This window comes from Bacillus sp. AK124, from assembly GCF_053903085.1.
The window spans coordinates 122,951-138,474 of sequence record NZ_CP096378.1; the positions used below are offsets into that span (position 1 = coordinate 122,951).

At 47.5% G+C, this 15,524-nt stretch carries 13 protein-coding genes; 12 read left to right on the top strand and 1 reads right to left on the bottom strand.

Going from position 1 to position 15,524, the window contains the following annotated elements:
• Position 1: 1 nt before the first annotated feature.
• The 12 genes from iolD to M1E06_RS00680 all read left to right on the top strand — a co-directional run bounded on the left by iolD (position 2) and on the right by M1E06_RS00680 (position 13,367).
• The gene (gene iolD, locus M1E06_RS00625; protein ID WP_216904202.1) at positions 2 to 1,915 is read left to right on the top strand and encodes a 3D-(3,5/4)-trihydroxycyclohexane-1,2-dione acylhydrolase (decyclizing); all 1,914 of its coding nucleotides are present in this window, start codon (positions 2 to 4) and stop codon (positions 1,913 to 1,915) included.
• 13 nt (positions 1,916 to 1,928) lie between these two features.
• Complete coding sequence (gene iolE / locus M1E06_RS00630) at positions 1,929 to 2,831, top strand: myo-inosose-2 dehydratase (RefSeq protein ID WP_149169700.1); 903 nt, start codon at positions 1,929 to 1,931, stop codon at positions 2,829 to 2,831.
• 12 nt (positions 2,832 to 2,843) lie between these two features.
• A complete protein-coding gene (locus tag M1E06_RS00635; RefSeq protein ID WP_020453542.1) occupies positions 2,844 to 4,148 on the top strand; it encodes an MFS transporter in 1,305 nt (434 codons plus the stop codon).
• A gap of 23 nt (positions 4,149 to 4,171) precedes the next feature.
• A complete protein-coding gene (locus tag M1E06_RS00640; RefSeq protein ID WP_020453541.1) occupies positions 4,172 to 5,206 on the top strand; it encodes a Gfo/Idh/MocA family protein in 1,035 nt (344 codons plus the stop codon).
• A 23-nt stretch (positions 5,207 to 5,229) separates the two neighbouring features.
• Entirely contained in the window at positions 5,230 to 6,096 is an 867-nt protein-coding gene (locus M1E06_RS00645; RefSeq protein ID WP_023856874.1) for a sugar phosphate isomerase/epimerase family protein, read from the top strand.
• A gap of 66 nt (positions 6,097 to 6,162) precedes the next feature.
• Positions 6,163 to 6,999, top strand: a complete 837-nt coding sequence (gene iolI, locus M1E06_RS00650; RefSeq protein ID WP_025810538.1) for a 2-keto-myo-inositol isomerase — start codon at positions 6,163 to 6,165, stop codon at positions 6,997 to 6,999.
• Positions 7,000 to 7,020: 21 nt separating this feature from the next.
• On the top strand, positions 7,021 to 7,899 hold the full coding sequence (gene fba / locus M1E06_RS00655; RefSeq protein ID WP_023856876.1) for a class II fructose-1,6-bisphosphate aldolase: 879 nt from the start codon (positions 7,021 to 7,023) through the stop codon (positions 7,897 to 7,899).
• A gap of 206 nt (positions 7,900 to 8,105) precedes the next feature.
• Positions 8,106 to 9,044 (top strand): DMT family transporter, encoded by a 939-nt coding sequence (locus M1E06_RS00660; protein ID WP_020453537.1) that lies wholly within the window; start codon positions 8,106 to 8,108, stop codon positions 9,042 to 9,044.
• Positions 9,001 to 10,278, top strand: coding sequence for an ATP-grasp domain-containing protein (locus M1E06_RS00665; protein ID WP_020453536.1), 1,278 nt, complete (start codon positions 9,001 to 9,003; stop codon positions 10,276 to 10,278). The genes M1E06_RS00660 and M1E06_RS00665 overlap by 44 nt, the downstream gene beginning before the upstream one ends.
• 1 nt (position 10,279) lies before the next feature.
• Positions 10,280 to 10,846, top strand: a complete 567-nt coding sequence (locus M1E06_RS00670) for a prephenate dehydratase domain-containing protein (RefSeq protein ID WP_020453535.1) — start codon at positions 10,280 to 10,282, stop codon at positions 10,844 to 10,846.
• Positions 10,843 to 12,081, top strand: a complete 1,239-nt coding sequence (locus tag M1E06_RS00675; protein ID WP_020453534.1) for a DUF6421 family protein — start codon at positions 10,843 to 10,845, stop codon at positions 12,079 to 12,081. Before M1E06_RS00670 ends, M1E06_RS00675 begins: the two co-directional genes overlap by 4 nt.
• Positions 12,078 to 13,367 carry a valine--pyruvate transaminase gene (locus tag M1E06_RS00680; protein WP_020453533.1) on the top strand — a complete coding sequence of 430 codons (1,290 nt, stop codon included), beginning with the start codon at positions 12,078 to 12,080 and terminating at the stop codon, positions 13,365 to 13,367. Before M1E06_RS00675 ends, M1E06_RS00680 begins: the two co-directional genes overlap by 4 nt.
• A gap of 30 nt (positions 13,368 to 13,397) precedes the next feature.
• Here M1E06_RS00680 and M1E06_RS00685 read toward each other — a convergent pair whose 3' ends face one another.
• Positions 13,398 to 15,524 (bottom strand): cellulose biosynthesis cyclic di-GMP-binding regulatory protein BcsB, encoded by a 2,127-nt coding sequence (locus M1E06_RS00685; RefSeq protein WP_020453532.1) that lies wholly within the window; start codon positions 15,522 to 15,524, stop codon positions 13,398 to 13,400.

Sequence of the window (15,524 nt, forward strand, 5' to 3'; positions counted from 1 at the left end):
TGTGGGCAAGAAAATACGTTTAACCACAGCACAAGCGTTAATTAAATTCTTAAATCAGCAGTACATCCATGTAGATGGTGAAGAAACACCGTTTGTCGAGGGGATCTTTACGATTTTCGGCCATGGGAACGTCGTTGGCATCGGCCAGGCGCTTGAACAGGATGCGGGTCATTTAAAGGTGTTTCAAGGCAAGAATGAGCAGGGAATGGCACATGCGGCAATGGCTTACAGCAAGCAGATGCTGAGGAGGAAGATCTATGCTGTATCAACATCAGTCGGACCGGGAGCAGCTAACCTTGTGGCAGCTGCAGGTACGGCGCTTGCGAACAATATTCCGGTCCTCTTGATTCCGGCCGATACATTTGCAACAAGACAGCCTGATCCTGTTCTTCAGCAAGTAGAACAGGAATACAGTGCGGCGATTACGACGAACGATGCTTTGAAGCCTGTTTCGAGATATTGGGACCGGATTACGCGCCCTGAACAGTTGATGAGCAGTCTGATTCGCGCTTTTGAAGTGATGACAGATCCTGCAAAGGCGGGTCCTGCAACGATTTGCATTTCTCAAGATGTTGAAGGGGAAGCCTATGATTTCGATGAAAGCTTTTTTGAGAAACGCGTTCACTATATTGATCGCAAAGAGCCGAGCGAGCGTGAACTGAAGGGAGCGGCGGAGCTGATCAAGTCGAGCAAAAAACCGCTCATCTTGGTCGGCGGCGGAGCGAAATATTCCGGAGCGCGCGACGAATTGATCGCCATGTCTGAAGCGTACAATATTCCGCTGGTGGAAACCCAGGCCGGAAAATCTACAGTGGAAGCTGATTTTGCCAACAACTTGGGCGGAATGGGCATCACAGGTACGCTGGCGGCAAACAAAGCGGCTCGCGAGGCTGACTTGATCATTGGAATCGGCACGCGCTATACCGATTTCGCGACATCATCAAAAACCGCTTTTGACTTTGACAACTCAAAGTTTTTAAACATCAATGTCAACAGAATGCAGGCATATAAACTGGATGCTTTCCAAGTCGTTGCCGATGCAAAAGTAACGCTCGGCAAGCTGCACGGTTTATTGGAAGGCTATAAGAGCGAATTCGGTTCGATCATCAAGGAGCTGAAAGACGAGTGGCTTGCTGAGCGTGAGCGTTTGAGCAAGGTAACATTTAAGCGTGAAAACTTCACACCTGAAATTAAAGATCATTTTTCTCAAGAAATACTCAACGAATACGCGGATGTGCTGCAAACCGAACTGCCGCAAACAACGGCATTGCTCGCCATCAATGAAACAGTTGATCCGGACAGCGTCGTCATTTGTTCAGCAGGCTCTTTGCCGGGGGATCTGCAGCGGCTGTGGCATTCAAACGAACCGAATACGTACCACTTGGAATACGGCTATTCCTGCATGGGATATGAAGTATCGGGAACACTCGGCTTGAAATTGGCTCATCCTGATAGAGAGGTTTATTCACTGGTCGGAGACGGAAGCTTCCTGATGCTCCACTCAGAGCTCATTACAGCAATTCAATATAATAAAAAAATCAACGTGCTGCTCTTTGACAACTCAGGATTCGGCTGTATCAACAACCTGCAAATGGACCATGGAAGCGGCAGCTACTTCTGCGAATTCAGAACAGCAGACAATCAGATTCTCAATGTCGACTACGCGAAAGTGGCCGAAGGGTATGGAGCAAAAACCTACAAAGCGAACACGATTGAAGAATTAAAAGCGGCGCTTGAAGATGCCAAAAAACAAGATGTCTCAACATTGATCGAAATGAAGGTGTTGCCGAAGACGATGACGGACGGCTATGACAGCTGGTGGCACGTAGGTGTTGCAGAGGTTTCCGAACAGGAAAGCGTGCAAAAGGCGTATGAAGCAAAAGAAAAAATGCTGAAATCTGCAAAGCAGTATTAAAGGAGGCACCAGGATGGGCAAGACACAAATTCTATGGGGCATCGCCCCCATAGGGTGGCGGAACGATGATATTCCGGAAATCGGCGCGGGAAACACACTTCAGCATTTGTTGAGCGACATTGTTGTTGCAGGCTTTCAAGGCACAGAAGTGGGCGGCTTTTTTCCGGAACCGGCCATTCTCAATAAAGAGCTCGAGCTGCGAAATCTAAGGATTGCCGGCAAGTGGTTCAGCAGCTATATCATTCGGGACGGCATTGAAGAAGCAGCCAAGGAATTTGCGGCTCACTGCCAGTACTTGAAAGACGTCCATGCCGATGTTGCGGTCGTATCAGAACAGACGTACAGCGTGCAGGGCTTGGATAAAAACGTGTTTAAAGAAAAGCCTTATTTCACCGATGAAGAATGGCAGCGGCTATTTGAAGGGTTAAATCACCTCGGGGAAATCGCCGGCCGGTACGGCCTGAAGCTTGTCTATCATCATCACCTCGGCACAGGCGTGCAGACAGAGGAAGAGGTTGACCGGCTCATGGCGGGAACTGACCCGGCCCTCGTGCACCTTCTGTATGATACTGGGCATGCCTACATTTCAGATGGAAATTATATGAACATACTAGAGAAGCATATGGACCGTATTGGCCACGTTCATTTTAAAGACGCGCGCCTCAAGATCATAGAGAAATGCAAGCGGGAAGGAAAATCGTTCCAACAGGCGTTTTTGCAAGGGATGTTCACTGTTCCAGGCGATGGGTGCATCGATTTTAGAGAAGTCTATCAAACGCTATTAAAGCACGGCTATTCCGGCTGGATCGTTGTGGAAGCCGAGCAGGATCCCGATGTTGCCAACCCGCTTGAATACGCATTGATCGCCAGAAAGTACATCGATCGTCACTTGTTGAATGTCCCAGCAACCAATTAGGGGGGCTCTAAATTGAGCAATGGAAGTGCAGCAGTCTCACCATTCAATAAACGAACCGTCGCAGCAGCTTTGGCAAATTACATTGATGCAGGCTCCATTGTCGCAGGATCGGCAGGATTATCTTTATGGGTCAGTTACCTAAAGCTTTCTGATACACAGATCGGACTGCTCGGCGCGTTTAGCGCCAACGCCATCTCAGCGGCAATCGGAGCGCTGCTCGGAGGCTTTTTGGCCGACAAGATTGGCCGAAAGGCTGTCTATACGAACAGTATGCTGGTTTATGCACTGGGGATTTGTTTAGTATTGTTCGGCACCAGCTTTCCCTTTTTGTTAAGCGGTTACATTATTATCGGTTTATCGGTAGGAGCTGATATTACGGCTTCCTGGACGATCATCGCGGAGAACGCACCTAAGAAAAACAGGGCGCGTCATTGCGGGGTTGCACAGGTCGCATGGGCGGCGGGAGCGGTTGTGGTCCTGCTGCTGTCGGTCCTGCTCGGTGATATAGGCTTATTGGGCAATAAAATCGTGTTTGGGCATTTGCTCGTTATCGCACTGATCACATATGTTCTGCGGAAAAGGCTGCCGGAATCCGATGCCTGGCAGGGTCAATCCGAATCGGCTCAAGCCGTCAGGAAGCCGAAGGCGTCTTATCTCGATTTGCTTCAGCCTAAGTATTTGAAAAGCATTTTATTTTTAATGGGCGTGTACTTGGTTTGGAATCTGGCTGCAGGTGTCATGGGGTTTTTTATGCCTTACATTTATCAGCAGGTCGGCGATGTGTCAGCGACCATGGCAAACATTTTGCAGATGGGGCTGTTTATTTTCACCGGGCTTGGCGTCGCTTTTATCTTCATGCCGTTTGCAGACAAATACAGGAAGACAGTGTTTGGGATCTCCGCATTTGCAGCGGTGATCGGCTGGTCATTGTTTCTGCTTCCGGCAGAGGGCATGCCGATCCTCATCCTCTTTATCGTGATGATCGGCCTAAACAATGGGGCCGGGCAACAGGCCAATTATCAATTATGGGCGAGTGAAATTTTCCCGACGGAATATCGCGCATCTGCACAAGGATTGATGTTCTTCCTCGTTCGTATTTCAATCGGGGCTTGGAGCCTTTTCGTTCCAATGATCATCTCGAATTTTGGAATTGCATTTATGGCGGCCATTCTCCTTGGATGTGTAACGGCCAGCATGCTCATCGGGCTCTTTTTTGCACCGAATACATCCGGTAAGTCGCTTGAACAAATTCAGGAAGAGCTGTATGGGACTCCTCCGGCTCAAGCTGGGCAAGTGCAAACAAGAAAAATTATGTAATTATTTTGAAGGAGTGGCTATCAATGAAATTACGCATTGGTGTTATTGGTACAGGAGCAATCGGAAAAGAACACATCAACCGCATCACGAATAAATTAGCCGGCGGCGAAATTGTCGCGGTCACCGATGTAAACCAGGAGGCAGCTCAGCAAGTTGTAACAGACTACAGCCTGAATGCAAAGGTCTATCCGGATGACGACAGTCTCATCGCAGCCGAAAATGTAGACGCAGTCTTAGTCACAAGCTGGGGACCGGCACATGAATCAAGCGTTTTGAAAGCGATTAAAGCGAACAAATTCGTATTTTGCGAAAAGCCTCTGGCGACGACTGCGGAAGGATGCATGCGGATCGTCAATGAAGAAATCAAAGCGGGCAAACGTCTCGTTCAAGTCGGCTTTATGCGCCGTTATGACAGCGGTTACGTACAGCTGAAAGAAGCGATCGACAACCGGGTCATCGGCGAGCCTCTCATGATCCACTGTGCGCACCGCAACCCGGTTGTAGGCGACAACTATACGACAGATATGGCTGTTGTCGATACGCTTGTCCATGAAATAGACGCCCTGCACTGGCTGATCAATGACGATTACGAATCCGTTCAGGTCATTTATCCGAAAAAATCGAAAAACGCGCTCCCTCATTTGCGTGATCCGCAAATCGTCATCATCGAAACGAAAGGCGGAGTCGTGATCAATGCGGAAATCTATGTCAACTGCAAATACGGCTACGATATCCAGTGTGAAATCGTCGGAGAAGACGGAATCGTGAAGCTTCCTGAACCATCAAGCATCTCTCTCAGAAAAGACGGCAAATTCTCGACGGATATTCTCATGGATTGGCAGCGCCGCTTTGTAGACGCTTATGATGTAGAAATCCAAGATTTCATTGACTCGATCCAACAGAAAGGCGAGGTCAGCGGGCCGACTGCATGGGACGGCTATATCGCCGCCGTGACGACGGATGCCTGCGTAAAAGCTCAGGAATCCGGACAGAAAGAACCTGTGGCGCTTCAAGAGAAACCGAAATTCTATCAAACGTTTACAACTGTTCAAAAATAAAAACTTTCCGAGGAGTGAAAAGTATGAAATTAGCATTGGATCCATCGATGTATCGCGATGATTTAACTTTGGAGGAAACGGTCTATAAAACGGCGGAGCTTGGCTACGAATATATCGAACTATCGCCGCGCGAAGATTTTTGTCCATTCTATAAATATCCGAAAGTCGATTCAGCTAAAATCAAACAATTAAAGCGGCTTTTAAAAGATACCGGTGTTAAGCTTTCATCGCTCCTTCCGCTTTACCACTGGGCCGGTCCTGATGAAGATCGCCGTCAGGCAGCGGTGCGCAATTGGAAAAGGGCGATCGAAATTGCGGTTGAGCTTGAAGTCGATTTGATGAACAGCGAATTCAGCGGTTCAAAATACGATCCTTTAACAAGTGAAGAAAAATTTATCAAATCCATGGATGAGCTTCTGCCAGTCTTTGAAAAAGAAGGCATTAAACTCAATCTTCAAGCCCATCCATACGATTTTATCGAAACACACAAAGGTGCGATGGATATGATCCGAGCGCTTGACAAGGACTGGATCAATCTTGTCTACTCGACTGCGCACACATTCTTCTATGACGACGGAAAAGGCGACATCGAGACAATGTTTGACGAAGCCGGCGACCGCCTCACGCATGTTTTATTTGCAGATACTTATAATCATAAAGCGGCTCATGGCCTTCGCTACATCGTCAATCCGCCTGACGCGAAAGTAACGGTTCACCAGCATTTGGACATTGGCCAAGGCGAGGTTGATTTTGATACGATTTTCAGAAAGCTGAGAGAGATGAAGTTCGACGGAATAGCGACGAATGCCGTGTTTGCCTGGGTTGACGAAAGAGCGGATGAATCAAGCAGATTCATGCTTGAAAAGCTGAAACAGGAATTACTAGGATAAGCCCCTGAGTTCGGCGCCCCGCCGAACTCTCTCTTCACAAGGATATTTAGATAAGGAGAATCTAATATGAAGCTATGCTTTAATGAAGCAACGACATTAGAAAATTCAAACCTAGCAAAAGACCTCGAATACTGTGAGAAGCACGGATACGATTATATCGAAATCCGGACGATGGATAAGCTGCCCGAATATTTAAAAGACCATTCTCTCTCAGAGTTAGCCGAGTATTTTCAAACGCATCATATTAAGCCGCTGGCCTTGAATGCCCTTGTCTTTTTCAACAACCGCGATGAAAAAGGGTACCGTGAAATCATCGAAGAATTTAAAGGCATGATGGAAACATGCAAAACGCTTGGTGTGAAATATGTGGTCGCGGTACCACTTGTCACCGAACAAAAAATCTTAAAAGAAGATATTAAAGCGAGCTCCGTCGAAGTGCTGACAGAGCTGTCAGACATCGCGGAGCCGTACGGTGTAAAGATCGCTGTCGAGTTTGTCGGTCATCCGGAGTGTACAGTCAATACGTTCAGCCAGGCCTATGACATCGTCATGACCGTGAACCGCGATAATGTCGGCCTTGTTCTTGACAGCTTCCACTTCCATGCAATGGGTTCGGACATTGAGGATTTGAAAAAGGCGGACGGCAAGAAGATTTTCATTTATCATATCGATGATACGGAAGACTTCCCAATCGGCTTTTTAAGAGATGAAGACCGCGTTTGGCCGGGACAGGGGGCCATCGACTTGGATGCCCACTTATCAACTTTGAAAGACATCGGTTTTTCGGATGTCGTGTCAGTTGAATTGTTCAGACCTGAATACTATAAGCTGAGCGCGGAAGAAACGATTCGAACGGCCAAAGAAACAACAGTTGAAGTTGTTTCAAAATACTTCAAGATTTAATACGGGATAGGAGGGGTGAACGTGGCTTTCGTTTCCATGAAAGAACTTCTTCAAGAAGCAAAGGAACATCATTATGCAATCGGTCAATTTAATATTAACGGCCTTCAATGGACAAAAGCGATTCTACAGGCGGCGGAAGAAGAACGGTCACCTGTCATCGCGGCCGCCTCAGACCGGCTCATCGATTATTTAGGCGGATTTAAGACGGTTTCCGCAATGGTTGCGGCTTTGATTGAGGAAATGTCGATCTCCGTTCCCGTCGTCCTTCACCTTGACCATGGCAAAAATCCGGAGCGCTGCAAGCAAGCGATTGACGCCGGTTTTAGCTCAGTCATGATCGACGGCTCGCATTCACCAATCGATGAAAACATCGCCATGACAAAAGAGGTCGTGTCATACGCCGGAATTCGCAATGTTTCGGTTGAAGCAGAGGTTGGCACCGTAGGGGGCATGGAAGACGGGCTCATCGGCGGGGTGCAGTATGCCGACATCGGTGAATGCGAACGCATTGTCAAAGAAACCGGTATCGATGCTTTAGCAGCCGCGCTCGGCTCTGTTCATGGAAAATATCAAGGCGAGCCTAATTTAGGATTTAAGGAAATGGAAGAAATCTCACGGGTGACGGACATTCCGCTTGTTCTTCATGGAGCTTCGGGCATCCCGGCTGATCAAATCGCTAAAACGATCCGTCTGGGCCATGCGAAAATCAACATTAATACCGAATGCATGGTGGCCTGGACCGAGAAAACGCGCAGCATGTTTAAAGACAATCCCGATTTATATGAACCCCGCGCCTATATGACGCCAGGGATCAGCGCAGTCAAAGAAACGGTCAAACATAAAATGAGAGAATTCGGGTCATCCGGAAAAGCGGTATGCACCCAAAAGATAGAAATATAATCTAGACCCGTATCGCCTCACTCACTTATCGAAGTGAGTGTTTTTTTGTGCGCAGTATTTGTAAAGATATTCTAAAGGTTCAAAAGAATGATTGACTGTAATTGATATAATAGTTATAATTTCCCTCATAATCCATTTTGATCAGAAAAGATTTTATTTTCTGAAAATAAATGACAGCAAGACAATAACAAAATCAGGTGAATGCTATGCGGACAAACGTTTTAAAGTATCGGGTTCATATTTTATTTATCGTATTATGTTTGATCGGCGGGACGACATGGGCTTTTCAAAAAGCCGGGTTGAGTGACAGCCTTCCATTTTGGTCCGCGGGCATGCGGTTTATGATCGCAAGCATTTTGATCGCGGCGTTTCTTTTGATACGAAGGCAGTTTGTGCTGTCAAAGGAACTGCTGGTGCTGTCGTTTTTGAACGGCATCATGTATTTTTCCGTTCCATTTGGATCTGTTTATTGGGCCTCTCTTTATTTGCCGAGCGGGTTGGTGTCTATATTAGCGGCTAGCATTTCAGTCTTTGCCCTGATGATCAACCGCCTTGTCAAAGGGACACCGGCGACGAAATTGCAGAAATGGGGCATTTGCCTTGCGTTGCTCGGCATTACAATCGTGTTTGGCAATCAGCTGTTGATCAAAGTCGATGTTATTGAAATCGTCGCCATGATTGTGATTTTGTGTGCGATGTTTGGCTCGGCTTTTATTCAAATCAAAGTACAGCAGAGAATTCGTTCGCTTCCGATCTTGAGCTTTAACTCCCTTTCGATGCTGAGCGGCGGAGCGGTATTGCTCATCAGCAGCCTCATCTTTGAAAGCGGGACAAGAACGTTTTCCGGCGTGAGCCTTTATGCGCTGCTTTATTTAGCGGTTGTCGGCTCGATATTGGGTTTTTGGATCAACATTTATCTGCTTAAAAAATGGCACATCTCAAAAGCGACTTCCCACTTGTTTATCTCCCCCGTCATTGCGCTTTATATCGGATTTCTGTTTCTGGATGAAAAACTGAATGCGAATATTTATTTAGGAACGCTGTTTGTCATATTCGGTGTGATGTTCATCAACTTAAAAAAAGAAGAGAGGATCGCGAAAATTGACGATACGAAACAAAAACTTGGCCATCATTTGTCAAAATAAGCACTTGCCGTTTATTTTTGAAGAAGCTGAGCATTTAGGATTGAAGGTCACGTTCTTTTACAATTCAGCCGAAGATTTCCCGGGCAATCTTCCGGCTGTGGAACGCTGTGTGCCGCTGCCGTTATTTGAAGATGAAGAAGCGGCGCTGGAAATCGTCAAACAGACATTTGTCGAATTTCCGTTTGACGGCGTTGTGACACTGTTTGAGCCGGCATTGCCTTTCACGGCAAAAGCCGCTGAAGCTTTGAATCTGCCGGGGCTTTCTTTCACAACAATGGAAAACTGCCGCAATAAAAATAATACCCGCAGCATCCTTCAGCAAAACGGCCTGAATACGCCGGTTTTCCACGAGTTCCATACGCTCGCTGATCTCGAAGACAGGAAACTGACTTATCCATTAGTTGTTAAGCCGGTCAACGGCTTTTCAAGCCAGGGCGTCGTCCGTGTTGATGATAGGAAGGAGCTTGAGGAGGCCGTCAGGAAAGTCGAGGCTGTTAACGAGACGGACCTTAATCGATTCGTACACGGCAAAACGGGCATCATAGCCGAGCAATTTATCGATGGGCCGGAATTTGTGATTGAAACGCTGTCGATTCAAGGAAACGTACATGTTCTTTCGATTGGATACAAAGGGAACAGCAAAGGTCCGTTTTTTGAAGAAGGCGTCTATATTGCTCCGGCTCAATTGAAAGAAGAGACGCGCCTTGCGATTGTTAAGGAAGTGACAGGAGCCGTTTCAGCGCTGGGCATTCATCAGGGGCCGGCTCATACGGAGCTGAGGCTGGACAAGGTCGGAACACCTTATGTTATCGAGGTGGGCGCCAGAATCGGCGGTTCAGGGGTTTCGCATTACATCGTCAAAGAGAGCACGGGCATCAATTTTATGCAGCTTGTCTTGCAAAACGCAATAAAGCCGCTGGAGAGCAGCGAGTTTAAAGAAGAGATCCGGCCTGTAAGGACAGCCGGCAATTATATCATTCCTGTACAGGGCTCCGGCACTTTTGAAAAAATCGACGGACTGGAAGAAGTCAAACAGAGGCCGGAGGTAAAGCGGGTGTTTCAATTTATTAGAAAAGGCGCGAAAATTCTGCCGTACCCGCATTTTTCCGGTTATCCCGGATTTATATTCACAAGCCATCATTCATATGAAGAATGCGCAGCTTTCTACCGGGAACTGGATGATGAGCTTCATATCATATATCAAAATAATTTGACGGGTACAATAGGAGGTTAAGATGATCTCGACTAAAGTGCAGGAAGAACAAGCCGTGATGATTGTCCATACGCTCGGTCCCAAAGGCACGAACTGCGAAAAAGCCGGCCTGCTTTGGCTCAAAAACAAAGGGGTCCGCGGGGAAGTCAGGCTTTATGAAACGTTGGAAGAAGCGCTCCCTCATGTTAAATCGACAGAAAATTCAGTTCTTTTAGGCTGTGCCGTTTACCCGTTTTTGCATCAAATTGTATTCGAGAATCTCGCTGACTTAAAGATCATAGACAGTTTTGTGATGCCGACATACAACATGGTTTTTGCCGCAAAACAGCACACGATGGCATCTGACATTCAAACCGTCGCTTCACACCCTGCTCCCGCCCATCTGGCGAAGCTGTTCAGCAGTCAAGTCCAATTTGTCACCAGCAATGCACAAGCGGCCCTGGCCTGCGCTTCAAACGCGGCTGACGGCTGTATCACGACGATTAAAGCAGCTGATGAACACCGTTTGAAAGTCATTCAAGATTTTGGAGAAGTGCCGATGTGTTTTACGATCCACGGGCTTAAATCAATCGAAGGAGGAAGCCGATGACGACATTGACAGGGGACATTGTAAACTTGGTCAACGAGCAGATTGTACCGAACATTCATGAATTACAGACGTACCAAAATGATAAAGGACAGATTACAGAGCGTCACGAAAGGGCGGAACAGCTTCTGCTGCAATTGATAGAAGACGCTGGAACCATTTATGAAGCGGTTCACCTAACGGCTGCAAAAGAGGCGTTTAAACAGGACGTCTTGGATTGGATCGGACGCGGATTGGGGGAGACGCCGTATTTTGACCGGTTATTGACGGCTTACCGGGCTCCGAATGATCAGGAGACGACCTTTTTTGCGGCGCCGATCGTGACGCCGAATGGGCCACATGCGAAAGGCTGTTATTTTGAAGCCTTTTTGGCCGTTCGTGAAGAACCTGCCATGATGAGGCCGATAGAAGAAGAGCTGCCCCATCCTGAAAACGGCTGCCAATCCCTCAAGCTTCTCGCCGGAACAAAGGGGTTCACGGAAGAAAAATGTATCGTATTCTTTCCGGAAAATGTGAAAACAAAAGAGAACATTACATCACAGACATTCGCGATTTTCTATTTTAATAAGTTTTATCACATTTACCATGAGGATACGCTGAAAAGAGCGAGGGCCATTTTTGAACATGCGCCTTTCAAGTCGGCTCAGCTTTCCCCCGACCGCACATATGAAGCAAGGGTGCTATGGGGCTACCTTCATGACTATTTTCATCATTGCGGAAAAAAACCTTTTCACCTGCATATTCAGGCGAAAATGAATTTTTTCGCAGGCATTTTAGAAGAAGTCAAGGTCGATTGCCAAGCGATCCTCACTTTGTGGGAGCGGCAATATGACGGCTGGGAGGAAATAATCGAATTTGTTTTGTATGAACGGCTGCTGCGCTATCCAAGCCAGCATAATGCAACGCGGAATTTTGATTCCGGGACAGGCTATTTTCTGTTCAGCTGGATCATTGAAAACGGCCATTCCATTCAAAGAGGAGAAGAGAAACCCGTGTCGCTTGATCTTTCCCGATGCATGGACGATTTAAAAAAGCTTGTGGCTGAAATCGAACAGCTGGAAGAGATCGAGGATGACTCGGCATACAAAGAGGCGGCGGAACGCTATGTCAGACAATACCTGCCTCCCGGGCGTGAAGGCGAGCGGTTCAGCGTTCCGGAACAATATTTCATTGACGAGATCAATAAGAAAATCGAAACCGCCCGTCTTCGGTTTGAGCGGGAGAGACTGGAAGCGTGAAGCCGGCATTAAGCAAAATCGGAGAGAAAATGAATGAGAAGACAGGGGTCAGGGCTGTGATGAACGATATTCAGGAAGTCCTGGCCGGCGGAGATCGGTCATACATTAATTTAAGTGCGGGCAATCCAATGATATTGCCCGGCGTGTCAGCCATGTGGAAGTCGGCTCTTGCCAATCTGCTCGAAGATGACAGGTTTTCTTCGGTAATCGGCCAATACGGATCGAGCTATGGAACCGATGAACTGATTGAAAGTGTTGTCCGCTTCTTTTCAGAGCGGTATCGCGCCGACATTCGAAAAGAGAATGTGCTGATTACAGCCGGAAGCCAGCAGCTGTTTTTTCTGGCGATTAATTCGTTTTGCGGAATGGGAAGCGGGTCTGTGATGAAAAAAGCCTTGATTCCGATGCTTCCCGACTATTCAGGATACAGCGGAGCGGCGTTGGAGCGGGAGATGATTGAGGGGATACCTCCTCTCATTTCGGTATTGGATGATCATACGTTTCGATATGAGCTCGACCGTGAGGCGTTTTTAGAGAGGATGAGGACCGATCCGTGCATTGGCGCTGTCTTGCTTTCACGGCCGAACAATCCTTGCGGAAACATCCTGCCTGGCGAACATGTAGCATTCATTTCTGACGCCTGCCGAGAAGCGAATGTTCCGCTGTTCATTGATTCCGCATATGCTCCGCCTTTTCCGGCGATTCATTTTATCGACATGGAACCGATTTTCAACGATCAGATTATCCACTGTATGAGCCTTTCAAAAGCAGGCCTGCCTGGCGAAAGGATCGGAATCGCCATCGGGCCGTCCCGGTACATTCAGGCAATGGAAGCATTCCAGTCTAATGCGGCGATCCATTCTTCGAGGCTGGGGCAGTATATGGCGGCATCTGTTTTGAATGACGGGCGCCTCGCCGACATTTCGCTAAATGAAGTCAGGCCGTATTACCGCAATAAATTCAAGCTGCTTAAGGATACGCTTTTAGGCAAGATGCCTGAAGACATCAAATGGTATTTGCATCAAGGGGAAGGGGCGCTTTTCGGATGGCTGTGGTTTGAAGACCTGCCGGTGACTGATGCCGCGCTGTATGAGTACATGAAAGCCGACGGAGTCATCATCGTTCCCGGCTCATCTTTCTTTCACCATCAATCCCGGTACATGGCGCATTCGCACCAGTGTATACGAATCAGCCTAACCGCGGCGGATGAAGATATCATAAAGGGAATCGATGTTTTAGCTAAAATTGTGAAGGAAGTATATGAGAAGCAGGTAGAATACTTATAAAAAAACAGGGGCTAGAAGCAAGCCCCTGTTTTATTCGTCAATCTTTCCGCCGCCATTGGCCTTTCTTTTTCTCCGCCTGGCGGTTGTCAAAATCAGAATAACCGCTGCCGCTATGATCACGATCAGGATGGCAATGTACATCACATGTTGCTGATTGCTTTCTTGTTTATCATCCGTCTTGGTTTCAGCTGATTTTGCTGTCAGCTGCTGATGGTTTGTAAACAGCTGATGGCTGTCCGTTTCATTAACGACGGTTGCTGCGAAGTCATTGCTGTTTAAAAAGTTGATCATTTCTTTTGTGACAGCTGTGCCTTGCCCTTTAAACGGCGCGAAAACAGCCATCGAGTAATTTGAATCCCAAAGCGATGTTTGAGTAAACGCGATTTGTTTCGTCGTTTCATTCAGCATTTGAAAAGATGACACATCAAATGTCCCGTTTTTCGCCGTCGGAACAGCCAATTCGGAGGTTTTTTCCTTCAGCAGAGAGAATTGATCGACACTTCCGATGAAGATGATGTTTCTTCCTTTCATGTCATCCGGTTTGACTTCAGCGGATGTTTTCACTGTGAATGCCTGCCTGGCTTCGCTGCCGAAGGAGCCGACCACAAGTGAAAGTTCATGAAGCTTAGACTGATCCGCCTTGTCGGGCAGGATCATCAGCGTTTTGTTATCCTGATCTCCCGCGTAGGGAAGCGGCCACTCTTGAAAATCGGCTGAAGCTGACGTGTCGCTGACATGGTAAGACAATGCACTCTGTTTATCGATGAAAATCCACTTGTCACCGTTCCCCGCATAGCAGGGGTTGTTCTCTTTCAACCCTGAAGTGGCAAATTGAATATCGATGTAACGGTTTTTTTGCAAAAGTTTCGGATCGACTTTTAAAGAAACATGGTAAAAGCCGTTTTTGTCTTCTTTTCCTAAATCGTCAAGTCCGACGGAATGAGGCTGACCATTGATCATGACCTTCAGCTCCGCCTGTTCCGCAGCTAAGTCGCTTTGACGGGCCTGCTTTTGAATCGTCTCCGATTTTTTCATCGTAAGCGAAAGCTTTGCAGGTTGATTCTTGTCTAATAGCGCCGGTGCGGGGTAATAAAAATGCTCGGAAGATGTCTGTCCGGACCCGATTGTCAAATCCCCCGTCCCGAAATCCTCGAGTGTCAGCTTGCCGCCTTCCCGTTTATTATGCTGCTGAAGTTTGCCGATTGCCAGCGTGTCGCCGCTGAGCTGGGCGGCATACGTTTTGTCGGTAATGACGCTGATCTTTTCAGAAAGAACATCATCAGATGATGCAGCTGCAAACAATACAGGCTGTTGCTTATCCTTTGCTTTGAGCATCCGTTCCGCAAGCAAAAGCTTGTCTTCTTTTGCTTCGAGCTTTGCTTGTTTTAACAGCTTTTTCACTTTGCCGCTCCAGTGATGCTGGACGCCGATCACAATCGTCGGCCTGTCGATTTTCGCCAGGTCAGATTCACCAAAGATCTTCGTGCTGATGCTATTGTCAACCGTTTTAAGGTAGGCTTCTGTTTTAACTGCAGCTTCGATTTCAGCCGAACTTGGATGGTCCGGAATGACGATTGCCGTTTTTTCCACGGAGCTGCCGGACTGGGCGAACGGATAAGGATAATGTTCGAGCGCCATTCCTTTAGATTCGTTCTTTTCTCCGATATTCAGACGGCTGTCCGGGTAAATTTTGATCCAGTTCCCGGAAGAGTCCTGTCTGACGCAGACGCCTTCATGAACCACACCGTAGAACTTCAGTGATAGGCTGTGAAACCCTGGAGACGACTGGCTTTTGTTTAGTGCGAGTTTCAGCGTTTTCTTCCCGGCATTCCCTGCAAGCTTAACCGTTTTGACCGGTTCGCCATCAATCTCGGCTGTTAAAGAAGACGGTGAAATTAAAAGGTCTGAGGCCTCGTATTCAAGTGTGAGCTGCTGATGGGCAGAGGAGGCGCCCGCTGGAATTTGATACGTCAGCTCGGCGTTGTCTTTTGCCCCGTACAAGGTTAAGAGATCGTTTGTAAGAACTTGCTGTTCGGCTTGTTCCCGGCTGTTTTTCCCGAGGATCGAGCCGTCTACTGTAACGTCTTTGGCAGCTGCAGCTTGTCCCGTCGCCGTGATCAGCATAAGGCTTGCCAGACATATGATGATATATTTCAA